The sequence below is a fragment of the Vibrio sp. 1F279 genome (assembly GCF_041439815.1).
In the GTDB taxonomy this organism is placed as follows: Bacteria; Pseudomonadota; Gammaproteobacteria; order Enterobacterales; family Vibrionaceae; genus Vibrio; species Vibrio tasmaniensis_A.
This window is the reverse complement of sequence record NZ_JBGOOU010000056.1, coordinates 1-13,032: the sequence shown is the minus strand read 5'-3', so window position 1 is coordinate 13,032 and position 13,032 is coordinate 1. Positions and strand designations below refer to the sequence as shown.

General features: G+C 42.1%; 18 protein-coding genes and 1 pseudogene. 9 read left to right on the top strand and 10 right to left on the bottom strand.

What is annotated here, in order from left to right:
* Positions 1 to 168 precede the first annotated feature (168 nt).
* Positions 169 to 1,011, bottom strand: coding sequence for a LysR family transcriptional regulator (locus ACED60_RS23990; protein ID WP_017085524.1), 843 nt, complete (start codon positions 1,009 to 1,011; stop codon positions 169 to 171).
* A 193-nt stretch (positions 1,012 to 1,204) separates the two neighbouring features.
* Here ACED60_RS23990 and ACED60_RS23985 point away from each other — a divergent pair, with 193 nt between their 5' ends.
* Positions 1,205 to 1,594 carry a DOPA 4,5-dioxygenase family protein gene (locus ACED60_RS23985; protein WP_371728615.1) on the top strand — a complete coding sequence of 130 codons (390 nt, stop codon included), beginning with the start codon at positions 1,205 to 1,207 and terminating at the stop codon, positions 1,592 to 1,594.
* A gap of 252 nt (positions 1,595 to 1,846) precedes the next feature.
* Here the strand turns inward: ACED60_RS23985 and ACED60_RS23980 are convergent.
* The 3 genes and pseudogenes from ACED60_RS23980 to ACED60_RS23970 all read right to left on the bottom strand — a co-directional run.
* Positions 1,847 to 2,263 (bottom strand): annotated as a pseudogene (locus ACED60_RS23980) (metallophosphoesterase); the annotation flags it as partial.
* Positions 2,264 to 2,342: 79 nt separating this feature from the next.
* Positions 2,343 to 2,864, bottom strand: coding sequence for a YcxB family protein (locus ACED60_RS23975; RefSeq protein WP_102258563.1), 522 nt, complete (start codon positions 2,862 to 2,864; stop codon positions 2,343 to 2,345).
* Between the two features lie 484 nt (positions 2,865 to 3,348).
* Positions 3,349 to 3,846: a heme-binding protein gene (locus ACED60_RS23970; RefSeq protein ID WP_009846975.1), complete on the bottom strand. Its 498-nt coding sequence runs from the start codon at positions 3,844 to 3,846 to the stop codon at positions 3,349 to 3,351.
* A gap of 244 nt (positions 3,847 to 4,090) precedes the next feature.
* Here ACED60_RS23970 and ACED60_RS23965 point away from each other — a divergent pair, with 244 nt between their 5' ends.
* The 4 genes from ACED60_RS23965 to nqrM all read left to right on the top strand — a co-directional run bounded on the left by ACED60_RS23965 (position 4,091) and on the right by nqrM (position 7,073).
* On the top strand, positions 4,091 to 4,765 hold the full coding sequence (locus ACED60_RS23965) for a response regulator transcription factor (RefSeq protein ID WP_009846974.1): 675 nt from the start codon (positions 4,091 to 4,093) through the stop codon (positions 4,763 to 4,765).
* Entirely contained in the window at positions 4,749 to 6,146 is a 1,398-nt protein-coding gene (locus ACED60_RS23960) for a HAMP domain-containing sensor histidine kinase (RefSeq protein ID WP_102258560.1), read from the top strand. Before ACED60_RS23965 ends, ACED60_RS23960 begins: the two co-directional genes overlap by 17 nt.
* Positions 6,147 to 6,432: 286 nt before the next feature.
* Complete coding sequence (locus ACED60_RS23955; RefSeq protein ID WP_017088152.1) at positions 6,433 to 6,879, top strand: NifB/NifX family molybdenum-iron cluster-binding protein; 447 nt, start codon at positions 6,433 to 6,435, stop codon at positions 6,877 to 6,879.
* The gene (gene nqrM, locus ACED60_RS23950) at positions 6,876 to 7,073 is read left to right on the top strand and encodes a (Na+)-NQR maturation NqrM (RefSeq protein WP_009846971.1); all 198 of its coding nucleotides are present in this window, start codon (positions 6,876 to 6,878) and stop codon (positions 7,071 to 7,073) included. The genes ACED60_RS23955 and nqrM overlap by 4 nt, the downstream gene beginning before the upstream one ends.
* A gap of 64 nt (positions 7,074 to 7,137) precedes the next feature.
* On the opposite strand, the gene ACED60_RS23945 is transcribed toward nqrM, so the two are convergent.
* Positions 7,138 to 7,416: a DUF134 domain-containing protein gene (locus ACED60_RS23945; RefSeq protein WP_009846970.1), complete on the bottom strand. Its 279-nt coding sequence runs from the start codon at positions 7,414 to 7,416 to the stop codon at positions 7,138 to 7,140.
* Positions 7,417 to 7,460: 44 nt separating this feature from the next.
* On the opposite strand from ACED60_RS23945, the gene ACED60_RS23940 reads away from it, so the two are divergent.
* Positions 7,461 to 7,952: a PaaI family thioesterase gene (locus ACED60_RS23940; protein ID WP_371694711.1), complete on the top strand. Its 492-nt coding sequence runs from the start codon at positions 7,461 to 7,463 to the stop codon at positions 7,950 to 7,952.
* On the opposite strand, the gene ACED60_RS23935 is transcribed toward ACED60_RS23940, so the two are convergent.
* From ACED60_RS23935 to ACED60_RS23920, 4 genes are all read right to left on the bottom strand, one after another.
* Entirely contained in the window at positions 7,933 to 8,136 is a 204-nt protein-coding gene (locus tag ACED60_RS23935; protein ID WP_012604160.1) for a hypothetical protein, read from the bottom strand. The two genes, ACED60_RS23940 and ACED60_RS23935, sit on opposite strands and share 20 nt — an antisense overlap.
* A 317-nt stretch (positions 8,137 to 8,453) precedes the next feature.
* Positions 8,454 to 8,597 carry a hypothetical protein gene (locus ACED60_RS23930; protein ID WP_009846967.1) on the bottom strand — a complete coding sequence of 48 codons (144 nt, stop codon included), beginning with the start codon at positions 8,595 to 8,597 and terminating at the stop codon, positions 8,454 to 8,456.
* A gap of 26 nt (positions 8,598 to 8,623) precedes the next feature.
* Positions 8,624 to 8,899, bottom strand: coding sequence for an HU family DNA-binding protein (locus tag ACED60_RS23925; protein WP_009846966.1), 276 nt, complete (start codon positions 8,897 to 8,899; stop codon positions 8,624 to 8,626).
* Between the two features lie 392 nt (positions 8,900 to 9,291).
* Positions 9,292 to 9,987, bottom strand: coding sequence for a VC0807 family protein (locus ACED60_RS23920; RefSeq protein WP_017096977.1), 696 nt, complete (start codon positions 9,985 to 9,987; stop codon positions 9,292 to 9,294).
* A gap of 435 nt (positions 9,988 to 10,422) precedes the next feature.
* Here ACED60_RS23920 and ACED60_RS23915 point away from each other — a divergent pair, with 435 nt between their 5' ends.
* The gene (locus tag ACED60_RS23915) at positions 10,423 to 11,139 is read left to right on the top strand and encodes a DUF1826 domain-containing protein (RefSeq protein WP_102258556.1); all 717 of its coding nucleotides are present in this window, start codon (positions 10,423 to 10,425) and stop codon (positions 11,137 to 11,139) included.
* An 86-nt stretch (positions 11,140 to 11,225) separates the two neighbouring features.
* Here ACED60_RS23915 and ACED60_RS23910 read toward each other — a convergent pair whose 3' ends face one another.
* Positions 11,226 to 11,849: a cytochrome b/b6 domain-containing protein gene (locus ACED60_RS23910; RefSeq protein WP_371728614.1), complete on the bottom strand. Its 624-nt coding sequence runs from the start codon at positions 11,847 to 11,849 to the stop codon at positions 11,226 to 11,228.
* 168 nt (positions 11,850 to 12,017) lie between these two features.
* Between ACED60_RS23910 and ACED60_RS23905 the strand changes: the two genes are divergently transcribed.
* Together ACED60_RS23905 and ACED60_RS23900 are read left to right on the top strand one after the other, a co-directional pair.
* A complete protein-coding gene (locus ACED60_RS23905; protein ID WP_371702386.1) occupies positions 12,018 to 12,533 on the top strand; it encodes a cytochrome c in 516 nt (171 codons plus the stop codon).
* 76 nt (positions 12,534 to 12,609) lie between these two features.
* The gene (locus tag ACED60_RS23900) at positions 12,610 to 12,753 is read left to right on the top strand and encodes a hypothetical protein (RefSeq protein WP_017096974.1); all 144 of its coding nucleotides are present in this window, start codon (positions 12,610 to 12,612) and stop codon (positions 12,751 to 12,753) included.
* Positions 12,754 to 13,032 lie beyond the last annotated feature (279 nt).

The following is a 13,032-nucleotide window of genomic DNA, read 5'->3' as shown; positions in this document are numbered from 1 at the left end:
TGAATAGATGAATAGATGAATAGATGAATAGATGAATAGATGAATAGATGAATAGGTGGGTTCAATACACAGGCGTTTACTTGGTTTCAAAAAACAGAAACCTCATACCATGGTCGGTCTTTTTTAACATACAGCCAAAAAACTAAGAGTATCAATCCCAAATAATACTCACTGTAATCGATTTTTAAGCCAAGAATGACGCTCTGACTGCTTATTTCTATTGTGCCAGACTTTAACAATATTGAAGTGAGGAAGCTCAAAAGGTAAGGGGACCTGCTTAAAGTCTCTAAATAACGTTTCTGACAAGCGAGAAGGCATAGTCACTATGATATTTGTATCTTTAATTAAAGACGCTATCGCCCCAAAACTAGGCGCACTAGCCACGATTTTTCTCTTCACTCCTCGTTTTTTAAGTATTGTGTCTATCTCGGTTTGGTGAGAATGCTCAAAAGACATGATGGCGTGAGGTTTGGAGCAATATTGCTCTATCGTTGTTGGCGGTGTTTGCTTTTGAGGATTGTAAAAACAGACCTCTTGGTCAGAAAACAACTTAGTTTGAATTAAATCCGACTCGTTACTCGTTAGTTCAGGTGACAAAACAAAATCTACATCGCCAGACCTAAGTAATGAAGCCCACTGAAGTTGAGTTCTGGCTGGAGCTATGTGCAACGAGCTCATCGGCGCTGCTTTCTGAAAATCATGAAACATAGGTTTTATAACGGTTTCTATTTCATAGTCGTTAGCTGCGATGGAAAAAACTTTATCATCTATTAGTGGGTTGTATTGTTGTGAGCTTGCGAAAGCTTGCATCGCTATTACGATTTCTCTGGCCTTTTCAATAAGTTCTCCCGCCTTTGGCGTAGGCGCGATGCCTCTTCCTGAAGTGACAAACAATTCATCTTTTACTATTTTGCGCAGTTGGTTAAGCCCATGACTAACTGTTGATTGAGTAACCCCCATACTATCCGCTGCCTTTGTTACTGATTGGTGTTCGTAAACGCTAATAAACATGCGAAGTAGCCGTCCATCCAACGTAGAGTAATCGAAAGTATTCATAGGTAACATTCAACTTATTCAGTGTATTAATAATATAGGTTGTAACATACTCTTTCTCGATAAAACAGAACCAAAGATTGACTCACCGGAATGAACGATATTTTCGAGTTAATCGTGAATAAAGAATTCCAGTTTATAGAGGTATTTTATGCCCAGTTTCACTCCCCAATTACCAATTGCGTATGGTAATCACCAAGAAGTAATATCTTCTCCGAGGTTAAAAGGTTGGCATGCGCATATTTATTTTAACGACCTTACCGAGCAAACGGCTCAAAGGGTAATTAACGATATAGCATTAGAAATTACAGATCTCAGACAAGGCCAACTTCATCGAAAATTGGTTGGCCCTCATCCCTGTTGGAGCTGTCAGCTTTACTTTAAACCACATTTATTAAGTGACGTAGTCACTTGGTTGACGTTCAACCGAAAAGGCTTAACGATACTTTTTCACCCCATCAGTGGAAATGAGTTGTTAGATCATAAAGATAGAGTTTTTTGGATGGGAGATGTGAAAGACCTAAGTCTAGAGAATCTATAAAGCCCCAAATTTGTATCGATGATGAAAACAATGAAAACATTAGACATAAATGTATTGGCCGTACTTTCCAATACAAAAAACGTTTTAATTTATGTTCTACAAAATGGAAGGAATTATGTTCGAAATTAAGTCGTTAAATTGACTTTATAATCCAACAGGATGGGATTATTGGAATGGGTGGGATTAATGGGAATGCTTGAGAAGATTGATCAACAATGGCTAAAAAGTTTTCACTGTGTCTATGAGAATAATAGCTTTTCTCAGCTGCTTTTTTAGTTGTGCTATTCCACGGTTATCTATTCGCCCAGAACCGAGTGGGTGACGTTTATCTAGCGGCTTGAAGCTAGAGTCCAAAAACACAAACTGTTGTTCACAGACCTTGGCTTTATCGGTGACGAAAATCGACGATCCTTTTAACTCTGTACGCATTAAGCGAGAGTCATCATGGTTGCCCGCAATGGCGTAAATGGACTTATCACCAACATGTTGTCTAATGAATGACTCTAATCGAACATAGTCGCCAGACTTTGGATTACAACAGATATCACCTGTCAAAAAAATGGTCTCGCAATTTGTGTCTTTGTTGGCGTATTCCAGTGCTCTACGCAGGTTCTCATAGCTGGATTCATCGGAAAGATGGCAATCACTGATTTGGTAAACGGTGTTCATTGTTGTTGTCCCGTTGTGCCATACGAATTATTAAAGATGATAGAAAAATGCCTGCCAAATTGGCAGGCATTTATTGATGCTAATTTGCTTTGGGTGCTTTGGGTGCTTTGGGTGCTTTGGAAGCTTCGTGTTGCTCAACCATGAACGCAACGGCTTCATCGTTTAGACAAGATTTACTGACGTATTGGCGCTGTTTTCCAATATGAAGGATAAAACCTAAATCGGTTTGTTCAAGTTGGTCGATGTCACGCCAAGCGATAGTATTGGTGGCTTTACGGTTTTTATAACTCACACCATCAGTATCCCCTGAAAAGACCACTTTGCTGCCAGCACCTGAGCTGATTTTTTGTCGCCATAACCACCAGGTTCTCTTGCAATATACACTGAACGCTTCAATCACACTCAAAACGATAAAAAACCAGCCTACGTAGCCACTAGGTAACAGTTCAAACTCCAATAGAACCCAACCAAAAATAAGAAACAAAAATGCCTTTAAATAGGCTTTTGGAAACTGAGTCGGAAGGCTAGTTTGATCATAACACTCTGCGAAAAACGTTTTGTCGAGGGTGTATTCTGTGGTGAAACCGGGATCTTTAGGCATGTGTGGCTACTTTGTAGTTCTTTGTTGAGGCGCATTATATCGCTTCACGCTGGTTTGTCTTAGCGGTTTCAATCCTCTTTTGTAAATCAATAATACTGAATGCGTTTACTCGCATGATAGCTAAATTGTTACGCTGTAGCTAAGTGGTCGCCCCGCGACAAGCTGTCATGTCTCATAGCTATTTTAAGTAACCTTGTTGCTCCATTCATTGTATTGCGCTTTAGATACCGACTTCATGCGACACCAACTTGGCGACCCCAGTCTTCCTATACTCACGGCTTTTCTTTTTTCGTTGTTGTAATTTTAACCCAAAGTAACAGCTGTTCTATACGTTTCTATATTAAATGAATGATGTTAGACCGCTTACTGTTCTATCAGATGAAATGTTGTTCTTATAACAAATTACCCCGCAAGTGCGAGGTATTTAGAGGCTAGCGTATCATCAAATAGGGCTAGCCAATTAGTTTTCTGTTAATGGGTTTTCTTAGAAAAACTTCTTAATCGCTTTTTCAGCACAAGCGACATCTAAGTGGCCACCCGGAGCGCCACCCACACCAATCGCGCCTATCATGGCATTGTTCAGTTGTACCGGAACACCACCCGCCAGGAATAACAAGTTGTCGTCCATATTCTGCAAGGGTTGCATGATAGGTTTGTCGGCGATGAGTTTCATCAGGTTACCTGACGGCTGCTTCATGCTTGCCACTGTGAACGCTTTTTTGCGTGAGCTATCAAGAGTGTGGATGCCTGCGCCGTCAGAACGTAGTTGAGCAATTACATTGCCCGACAAGTCGACAACAGTCGCAGAAACCTTGTAGCCATCGGCTTCACATTGATTAACGGCTTCATGGGCAAGCTTGAAGGCCGCTTCTGATGATATTTGAGTGAAAGAGACCGTTTGTGTTTCTGCTGCCATTGCATTGTGAGAAAGGCTAAGGAAACCAAGGGTTGCTGCTAGTACTGTTAGTTTTGTCGTTTTCATGTTTACTCCGTTAAAGCATCTGTTTTCAAAAAGAATCTGTTTTCAAAAAATATTCGTTTTTCAAATTCCGAATTCTATTTTTTGTTTGTTTAGAAAGGGTGTTTTTAATCAACAGGTTCATACTAACGAATGCATGATTACGACTGGCTTTCTTGAACATTACAAAGTTGCAATGTTGGTTATATTCGAGAAAGGATATTGATAGAGTGTATTAAGACCACGGCAAATAAATAAACGGACGTTAATGAAAATACTATTGATTGAAGATGACATTCATATCGCGAGATTTTTGGTGAATGGTTTTCAGCAAGAAGGGATAACGGTGACACACGCAACAGATGGTGTTGATGGATTACACGAGGCCGTAACCGAAGAGTATGACGTGATCATTCTCGATATCATGTTGCCAAAGAAAGATGGGTTTGAAGTGTTGGCTGAACTCAGAGGGCAAGGCTACGCGACGCCCGTCATCATATTAAGTGCCAAACACTCAGTGGAAGAACGAGTGCAAGGGCTACAGTCAGGTGCTGATGATTATTTGGTAAAACCTTTTGCATTTCCTGAGTTATTGGCTCGTTGCCAAACCTTGGTGCGTCGAGGTAAGCAACCGACAACTCAGCCATTAGAATTGCATTACGGCCCGCTTAGCTTAGACCTACTTAAACACACGCTGCAAAGAGATCAACAAACGATCACCATTAATCAGCGCGAGTTTATGTTGATGAAATTACTGCTCGAAAACCGAGAGGCTGTGATGTCGAAAACGGCGATTCTTGAGCATGTTTGGGGGCATCAGTTTGATCCGCAAACCAACGTGGTCGATGTTTTGGTTTGTAGGCTTCGCAGCAAAGTTGATAAGGGTTTTTCTAAGCCGTTAATTCACACACTTCGAGGTGTTGGCTATGTCCTCAAGTCGTAGTATTGAACAGGCGCTTGCTAAAACGCAGAGACATTTGTTGGTTCGCTTTATGTCGACTTTACTGCTCTGCTTGCTGCTGGTGGAACTGATTGTTGGGGCGATCTTCTTTTTCGACCTTTACCAAACGGAAAAGAAGATCCTTACGTCTATGTCGACCGAGTATCAGCGTATTTTGACTTACGATTCGAGTGAGCGATTGATTCATGTTTTAGAGGCGAATCCTCATCGGCTACTCGAAAACAACATTGCGGCGTATAAGCTTGAGAAGGGCGCTTCATCTGATGGCGTGTTTATCGCTGGTGTTCAACATTTATCAACAGCACAGCCTTTTTCTAACTACCAAATTGATGACAATCGTTCATGGCTAGAGAGCTTCATCTTTAGTCCCTATATGTCGTTACCTATTGAAGGGGAGCAGTATGATTTCTGGTTGGTTTTGGATAACCGAGCAAGAGACTTTATCGCCTACAATCAATGGCTAATGACCTTATATGCGTTGCTTGCTCTCGTGGCTGTGACCGCAGTATTCACTCGTAACATCATCCAGAGTGCGATGTCTCCGTTAGTGACCTTTGGCGACCTGCTCGATAAGCTGAAAAAAGGGCAGTTAGAATTTCCTAGCACTAAAAATGAAGCCGAATCTGATTTAGCGCAAGGGCTCAACGTGATCAGCTCTAGTGTCCATACTGCGGTTGCCAAGTTACAGCACGTGACGACAACCTTGAATACGACCGTCGATGCGATCGCTCATGATATTCGAACTCCTTTGTCGCGTATTACGTTAGCCTCCCAAACGGCATTGCTCAATAACGCCGACCAACAAGCGATGAAAGACGCATTGGCAGATTGTTCTGAACACGCCATGCAGGCAAGCAATATGTTAACCGCCTTGATGAAGTTGAACGACGAGCTGACCGGAAAGCGCATACCACAGAAAGTGCCGACTCAGGTCTCTGACGTGATTAGCAATGTGGTGAGCTGGTATGAAGATGTTGCAGAGGACAAACGAATCGAGCTGGTGGTTGAGAGCGCTGATGGTCTTGCGATTCAGTCAGACCCTGATAAGTTGACTCAGGTGTTGGTTAATCTTGTTGATAACGCGATTAAGTACACCGAGCCCGAAGGAAGAGTGACGGTCAAAGCGGAGCAAAGCACCGAAGGTAAGGTCGAGATAAGTATCCAGGACACCGGTGTGGGCATTGAACAGAAATATCAGGACTTGATTTTTGACCGACTTTACCGAGTCGACAGCAGCCGCAGCAATATCGAGGGGTATGGTCTTGGATTATCTTTAGCGCTTGCCATGGTCGAGAATCTAGAAGGAACGCTAGTCGTTGAATCTGAATTGGGTGTGGGAAGTACTTTTACTCTTTCGTTGTAACAACGATTTATATCGTCACTTCGTCTTTGAAATTTCAACTCTTACGCACAAAGAATGCCCCGCACTAGTGGGGCATTCTTGTTTTGGGGAAGGGAGGTTCTCCATGAACAGGTTCGGGAGGTAGAGTAACCTGCGCCAACCCTATTGGCTGCTTGTAGCTTGTAGCTTGTAGCTTTTGATTTTAGCTATCGATCCAGTAAATCTTATTTTTCACATGATAGTTGTTGGCATATGCCAATAACGGGGCGTATGCTGAACTTCTGATCATCAATAACAGGAAGTTACCATGTTATACGCAATACCTTGTCGTGACCTTCATGTCGGCAACCATTTTGCCCGTTCTCCACAGATCGCGATTGTCGATGAGCAACAACAAATAAAGCATCTTATTCCTTTGGTTGAGTCAGACAGCCCGTGCAATAAGAAGAAGCAATGGATGTCCGTCGTTAAATCTTATGATGTGAAAGCTGTTGTGGTTCGTCACATCGGGAAGAAAATGCTGTCGCACTTGTTCAATCATGATGTTCGCGTTTTTACATCTAAAGGAAAAGCCGAAGTTACCACTCTGGATTTCAGCAATCTACAAGAAGTAACCGACCTCGATTATGGTCGCGAGTCGCGAAATAGTGGGTGTAGCAATAAAACGTGCGGCGAGAAAGGGCACAAAAAACAAGCTTCGATTTTAATGGCACAGCCTAATCAGCTAGGCGCTATTCGAGGGTTCCGTAAATGACCTTTTTGTTGACGCTATTAGGGTTTGTCGGAGTTGTTACACTGATGGCGATAGGCGTGATTTTTTCGCGCAAGCCAATCAAAGGCAGTTGTGGAGGACTCGCACAGTTAGACATTGAGCGCGAATGCAATTGCAAGGATGTGTGTGAAGGGCAAAGCCGAAAGTTGTATCAGATTACTGAGCCATCAAGCTAAGTATCAAGTTAAGTATCAAGAGTTCTCGCTCGCTGAGTTAAATAACTTCTGGCTAACACGTGAATTAACTGCCTTGAATCACCAACGCATGGCCGTTGACGATGCACTTGGCGACTTTGGCTCTTGCACGCTTGATGATGTTGCCGAACGTTTGGCGAGACACCTGCATCTGCTCGGCGGCTTCAAGCTGGCTCAATCCTTCTTGATCAGCCAAGCGTAAGGCTTCTAACTCTTCTAATAGCAATTCTTCTTTATGAAGCTCGTCCATAGGAACGCCATTAGGCTTAAAACATGAGTAAGCCGCACGGGTACATAATTGACGATGTTTTTTTGGTCGAGCCATATCTATCTCTAGGAATCTAAGGGTACACAGGAATAAGGGTAAGTATGAAGGTTTTCATTCCTCACAACCATCGGCGTTGCCAAGTGTGCAGCCAAGGTTTTTTCACAGATAGCCCCATTTGTTTTGAAGCTGTTGGCGAAGGTGAGACTTTGGCTCAGTACGAAACGCTAGCTAAGCATGAAACGCCAGTTAAGCGTGAAAATTTAGCTAAGTATGAAGCTATAGCCAGGATTGTACCAACAGATAAAGCTGAGGGCTACGACGGTATTATGCAGGGGGGTATTGTTACTGCGTTACACGACAGCGCGATGTTGTATTGCTTGTTCCATAACAATATCAATGCGATGACGGTGAGTTTAACTTCTCGCTTTCACCATCCAATCGCCATTGGTCAGGAACTCGAAATTTGCGCTCAATGGGTGAAAAGCAGACGTAATCTTTATTTCCTCGAAAGCCAAATTACGCAGTGTGGGAAGTTATGTTCGTCGGCAAAGAGTCAGTTCATGTCAGCCCCGCCTAGATTTGATCTGAACTAGAAGCTTTGTTCTTTTTGAAGTATTTGAACGCTGTCCAGACGGCATAAGCCGAAACACCTACGATCAACGCTGAGCGAAGTAGAATAGGTGCATCATGCTCAAGTTGACTAACATGCGGCACAATACTAGCGAACAATCGACTGGTAAAAAGCAGCCCCATTACTAACATAACAATTTTATTCATGTGACCTGCCGTTCAATAGGGTACGTTGCACAGAAACAATTATGGGGTGGGTTACACGGCCAAAAAACTATTCTGCTCGAAATAAAATCATGCGCTTCTCAAGCTTGGTCGTCAACGCGATATCAGCTTAAAGCCAGTAAGCTAAAGTTTCGTTTTTGAAAGCGAGGGGGATTAAAAGTGAAGAGGGGATTGAAAGGGGGAAGAAGAGTGATCCGCTAGGGCTTGTTCTTCAAACTAAAATGCCACCGCAAATCTGCAGTGGCATTTGAATGACAACAAACCATCATGTAAATCTTTAATTACAGCTCGAATACAAACTAAAGCTCTAACAGTTTGGCTAATTCACGCTCTTCGAGAAGCTCTTCAATGCGTTGACGAGCCTTAGGCCCTTCAGCTTGTGCTTTGGTTGACTTGCCGGCTTTTTTACTGCGGCTCGTTTTTGTTTTTTCCTTAGTTGTCATCGGTAACCTTCCTTGTATTTTCTATCTTACAGGTTGCATGTCTCTTTTAGTGCTTTACCTGCTTTAAATGCTGGTGTTTTTGACGCTGAGATTTGAATCTCTTCTCCAGTTCTTGGATTGCGACCAGTGCGAGCAGCGCGGCTATTCACTTTAAAGCTACCAAATCCAAGGATAGATACATCGTCGCCATTAGCAAGCGTAGTCGAGATGCCTTCAACGAGTGCATTGAGTGCTGTGCCTGCTTGCTCTTTTGAGATGTCAGCAGAAGTTGCGATGTGTTCAACTAATTGAGATTTGTTCATGTTTTAAATTCCTTGTCGAGTTCGTCTGGCGTTTGGTTTTTGCAAACTATTGGTTAAATATGACCAATATGAACTGAAGTTATGTCATTGCTAGGATTGAACTTTGTAAAGTAACAAACGAAGTTGATTATAAAAACATATCACGCCTCATTCAATGCAAATCATTGACTATTACTTGTTTTCGGCCAGTTATGGACAGTGAGTCATGAAAATGAACATCGTTTTGTTTAAATTAATTCATGATATCAATTGAAAGTTAATATTTTGCTGTATGTAGAACAGACAAAAAAGCCCAGCGTGTGTGCTGGGCTCATGCTTTTTTGAAGCAATCTGTTTTTTAAAGCAATCGAGTATTTGAAGCGGTTTTGTACTCGGAGCTAACGCAACGAAAATTATTTAGTAATAAAGATCTGTTCCGTTTTTAGCGAAGTCATCGAGCGAACTTGGCGCCAAATGTAGTAGAAGATACCTAACATCATCAACATACTTGGTATAGCGATGGCCGGGTAGCTGTAAAGTGTCAACTTACCCAATTCTTCATTAAAAGCTGCAGTACCTGCTGGGCTAGTCACAATCCAAGTCGCTAGAAAGTAGTTCATCGCAGAAGAAAATGCGAAGGTACTAGCGAATAGGTAGTTTGACTTCATTAGGCAACGATTAAACTCTGCTTGGTTACCAAACTCTCTTAAACGCTCTTCGATTAGAGATATGTTTAACAGTGCAGGCGTGAAGATAACTTTTTGGATAAACGGGTAGCGAGTGAAGGTTGAGCCAAGAACCGCTAAACCAATTAGGCCGGGTATTAATGCTTCTTTTAATGCTAACCAACGAGTATCAAGTTCGAAGAAGCCGATACCGCCGGTTAATAATACGCTGACAAAGCCAAGTGCCGCGATGAAGTTAAACTTCTTGTTGCGGACTAACTCCATACCACCGTAAGCAATAGGGAAGGCAAGCGCGACAAGTAGTGCTAAGCCAGTTCCTAGGTGTTCCTCTCCACTGAACTTCATTAAGATGAATGAAGGAAGAAAGACGTTAAATACGACTTCGAAAAGAGGACTCGATTTTTTGTTTTCTGTGCTGCTCATAATTTCTAAATACATTATGTTATGGATTTATTCTCAGGGATTGTTGTTTACCTCGCTCAAGATGTAAAGCCTTAAGACGTCATGCTGTGTAACGACATGTGACATCAACGACATCTCTGAACTTATAGAACGCGTAATTCAACACTTTCGTGTCTGAGTTCTCGATTAACTTGGGGCTTATGGTGTGAAAGCCGTTGCTTGCTGAGTCAATTTATATGAACGCCATAGCTAAGCTTTCGCGTTTTTCTGCAGTGATCCAAATTCATCAAGTTACCTAAGGCTGCAAACGCATATCCATATAATTGGAAACATGTATGCCAAGTTGCTTGTGATATTTTGGTTATGTTATAACATAACCAAAATATCACTCTTACTGAGAATAACGTTCGTATCGGTAAGAGGAAAACAACAAACATGTATCAAGGAGATGACGTAATGAATGCCGTGTTAACGAAACCTGTGACAACCGATAATAATCAGCCACTTAACATTGGTTCTGCTGCAAGTATCAAGGTTCATGCGAATCATGCTCCATGCTATAGCGCTTCTGAGCAGCCAACGGTGCTGGCAGACATCTATCAAAGCAATGTCAATATTGCGATTTGGCAGCGTACATTTGATGAAGATTTAACAATGGCAATCAGTGAATTTATCGCCTTGAATCCAAACTTCAGTAAATCTATGAGCCTGTCTCCAGACAACGCCTATGAGAAATTGGAGTTTGCTACCGACGAAACCGCATCTAAAGCACTACTAGAAAACATGGTAGAGCTGGTGGATATGTTCTGTTGTTTGTTTGATCTTGAAGAAGTAGGGCTCCGTTTAGCGGTTCTGAATAAAGCGATGTGTCCACGCTTCCATGTTGACCAAGTCCCTTGCCGTTTAGTGACTACCTATCATGGTGTTGCCACTCAATGGCTGCCAAACGACTTGGTCGACCGTACGAAGCTAGGAAGAGGGAGTAACGGAAAGCCAGATTCAGAGTCAGGCTTGTACAGTCATGAGTCGGATATCGAGCAACTTTCGAGTGGTGATGTGGCATTGCTTAAAGGGGAGCGATGGAGTGGCAACGAAAACGCGGGTCTGGTGCATTGCTCACCCGTAACTTCATTTAACGAGACGCGATTGTTGCTGACGTTAGATTTTGGTTAGTCGCGCTCTATTCGCGAGACGATTTTTAGAAGTCGTCGGCTTACCCCTTTTGTACATCCGGTTTTATACTCGTCAAACCTATTAATTTACGCCAACACTGTCAGCATAATGATGAGCAGCGCCGCTAAAGCTAGTACGCCTAACGCACGCCATTGAGAAACAAACGCAACACTGCCATTAAGTTCGATTTTTCTTTGGAAGCCAGTGACCATTGCCCAAGTTAATGGTTTTGAGCGTAATTTATAGAACAAAACGGCAAGGACGTGTACCGCAATCAGAGTTGGAAGTACTTTTATCATAGTGAGGTGAATGTTTTCTAATAATGAAAATACGGAGTCATTCAACCAGATATTTGCATAGGGTAAGTGATCAAGAAGCCCTGCTAAGGCTAAACCAGAAACACACTGAATAGTTAAAGCTGATAACAGTGTAACAACCATCCAACCGCCAGCAGGATTATGGCCTGGCTTTTCTTTTTCTTTTCCTAATAAATAACGAACTACTGATTTAGGTGATCGTAAAAACTGTCTGAACCGGCTCGTTTCGCTACCCACCCAACCCCAGACCAATCGCCAAACGATTAATGTCATAAGTGCTAGCCCAAGTTGAACGTGGGGTCCATTACCTGAAATGCCCGATGTCATTAACCCCATGAAAAGCGCCGCTTGCGTCCAATGGTATAGGCGAGTTGATAGATCCCAAATCTTCATAGTTTCACTCTCTCTTTTGTTTATTTAATCTCTGTTCGCTTTACAATAATTTACACGGCAATAGTTGCAATTGCAACTATTGCTTTGTAAATTGAATTTATCAAGGAAACACAGGCATCAAAGAAACACAGACATCAGAGCAAAACGGAACACCGAAACGAATCATCGATGTCTGTATCGAAACCAGACAACAAAAGCTATATGAAGCGAGGAGAGATCAATATGAACAAGAGAATGATTCACAAGAGATTGGTGAGCCTACTGTGCACTACAACCGTTTTACTTAGTACCCACGCTTGGGCATCACAAGATCATTCGAGCCAAATTGAACAGCGCCAATACGCATTTACACAAGTTGAAACCTTGATTGAGCAAGCCAAAGACTTATTAGATGGCAACGATACGAGTTGGCAGGTATTAGAAGAAACGAGTTTAGAGTTAACAGCTCATAGCGAATTGTTACTGACGTCATTTCCGGTGGGCAGCCAAGAGGGAAGTAAAGCTAAAGAGAGTGTGTGGAGTGAGCCTGAAAAATTCGAACGACTACTAAGTCAAATGAATCAAGGGTTCCAAGAACTCTATCAAGGTAGCCAACAAGGTGATGTATCACTGGTGGAATCAGGATTAAAAGCAGCGCAGGCGACTTGCAAAAGCTGCCATCGTTCATATCGCTCACGTTGGTAATAACATTCAGTTCGCTCAATTAACTAACTAACCCCATTTAACCAGTTAAAACTATTTAGCCAAAAAGGAACAAAATATGAAAATGAGTGTGTTTATAACACTAGCCGTTTCAATCATGTTTTCTGCTTTCACAAACGCAGCAGACTATGCCGTTGCTCTAGGCTACGCTGATGTGAATGTTCAACATTTGGGCTACAAACTTTCTGTGACGAACAACTAGTAGTCGTTGGTTGTTGAGTTAGTATTGGATAAGTGAAAATACAATAACTGACAAAACTAATAGTTAGTAAAGTAATTAAAGCGATTATTAACTAACCCCAACTTCGGTGAAATCTAAGTAATCGAATATAAATATTGATCTGATGGAAATAAGAATGCCGTTGGGTTTAAATGACGAGAAATAAAGGGCTGAACGTTATGTGTTGGGTCCTTTTCTATTTTTCGTCTATACCCAGTTAACTTGAAGATGCGCAGTTGAGCACCTGAAAATTATCATTTA

Excerpts from the sequence above, each read along its gene's own strand:
- ACED60_RS23990 (WP_017085524.1), bottom strand. The coding sequence starts at position 1,011 with ATGTTTATTAGCGTTTACGAACACCAATCAGTAACAAAGGCAGCGGAT.
- ACED60_RS23985 (WP_371728615.1), top strand. The coding sequence starts at position 1,205 with ATGCCCAGTTTCACTCCCCAATTACCAATTGCGTATGGTAATCACCAA.
- ACED60_RS23975 (WP_102258563.1), bottom strand. The coding sequence starts at position 2,864 with ATGCCTAAAGATCCCGGTTTCACCACAGAATACACCCTCGACAAAACG.
- ACED60_RS23970 (WP_009846975.1), bottom strand. The coding sequence starts at position 3,846 with ATGAAAACGACAAAACTAACAGTACTAGCAGCAACCCTTGGTTTCCTT.
- ACED60_RS23965 (WP_009846974.1), top strand. The coding sequence starts at position 4,091 with ATGAAAATACTATTGATTGAAGATGACATTCATATCGCGAGATTTTTG.
- ACED60_RS23960 (WP_102258560.1), top strand. The coding sequence starts at position 4,749 with ATGTCCTCAAGTCGTAGTATTGAACAGGCGCTTGCTAAAACGCAGAGA.
- ACED60_RS23955 (WP_017088152.1), top strand. The coding sequence starts at position 6,433 with ATGTTATACGCAATACCTTGTCGTGACCTTCATGTCGGCAACCATTTT.
- nqrM (WP_009846971.1), top strand. The coding sequence starts at position 6,876 with ATGACCTTTTTGTTGACGCTATTAGGGTTTGTCGGAGTTGTTACACTG.
- ACED60_RS23945 (WP_009846970.1), bottom strand. The coding sequence starts at position 7,416 with ATGGCTCGACCAAAAAAACATCGTCAATTATGTACCCGTGCGGCTTAC.
- ACED60_RS23940 (WP_371694711.1), top strand. The coding sequence starts at position 7,461 with ATGAAGGTTTTCATTCCTCACAACCATCGGCGTTGCCAAGTGTGCAGC.
- ACED60_RS23935 (WP_012604160.1), bottom strand. The coding sequence starts at position 8,136 with ATGAATAAAATTGTTATGTTAGTAATGGGGCTGCTTTTTACCAGTCGA.
- ACED60_RS23930 (WP_009846967.1), bottom strand. The coding sequence starts at position 8,597 with ATGACAACTAAGGAAAAAACAAAAACGAGCCGCAGTAAAAAAGCCGGC.
- ACED60_RS23925 (WP_009846966.1), bottom strand. The coding sequence starts at position 8,899 with ATGAACAAATCTCAATTAGTTGAACACATCGCAACTTCTGCTGACATC.
- ACED60_RS23920 (WP_017096977.1), bottom strand. The coding sequence starts at position 9,987 with ATGAGCAGCACAGAAAACAAAAAATCGAGTCCTCTTTTCGAAGTCGTA.
- ACED60_RS23915 (WP_102258556.1), top strand. The coding sequence starts at position 10,423 with ATGAATGCCGTGTTAACGAAACCTGTGACAACCGATAATAATCAGCCA.
- ACED60_RS23910 (WP_371728614.1), bottom strand. The coding sequence starts at position 11,849 with ATGAAGATTTGGGATCTATCAACTCGCCTATACCATTGGACGCAAGCG.
- ACED60_RS23905 (WP_371702386.1), top strand. The coding sequence starts at position 12,018 with ATGTCTGTATCGAAACCAGACAACAAAAGCTATATGAAGCGAGGAGAG.
- ACED60_RS23900 (WP_017096974.1), top strand. The coding sequence starts at position 12,610 with ATGAAAATGAGTGTGTTTATAACACTAGCCGTTTCAATCATGTTTTCT.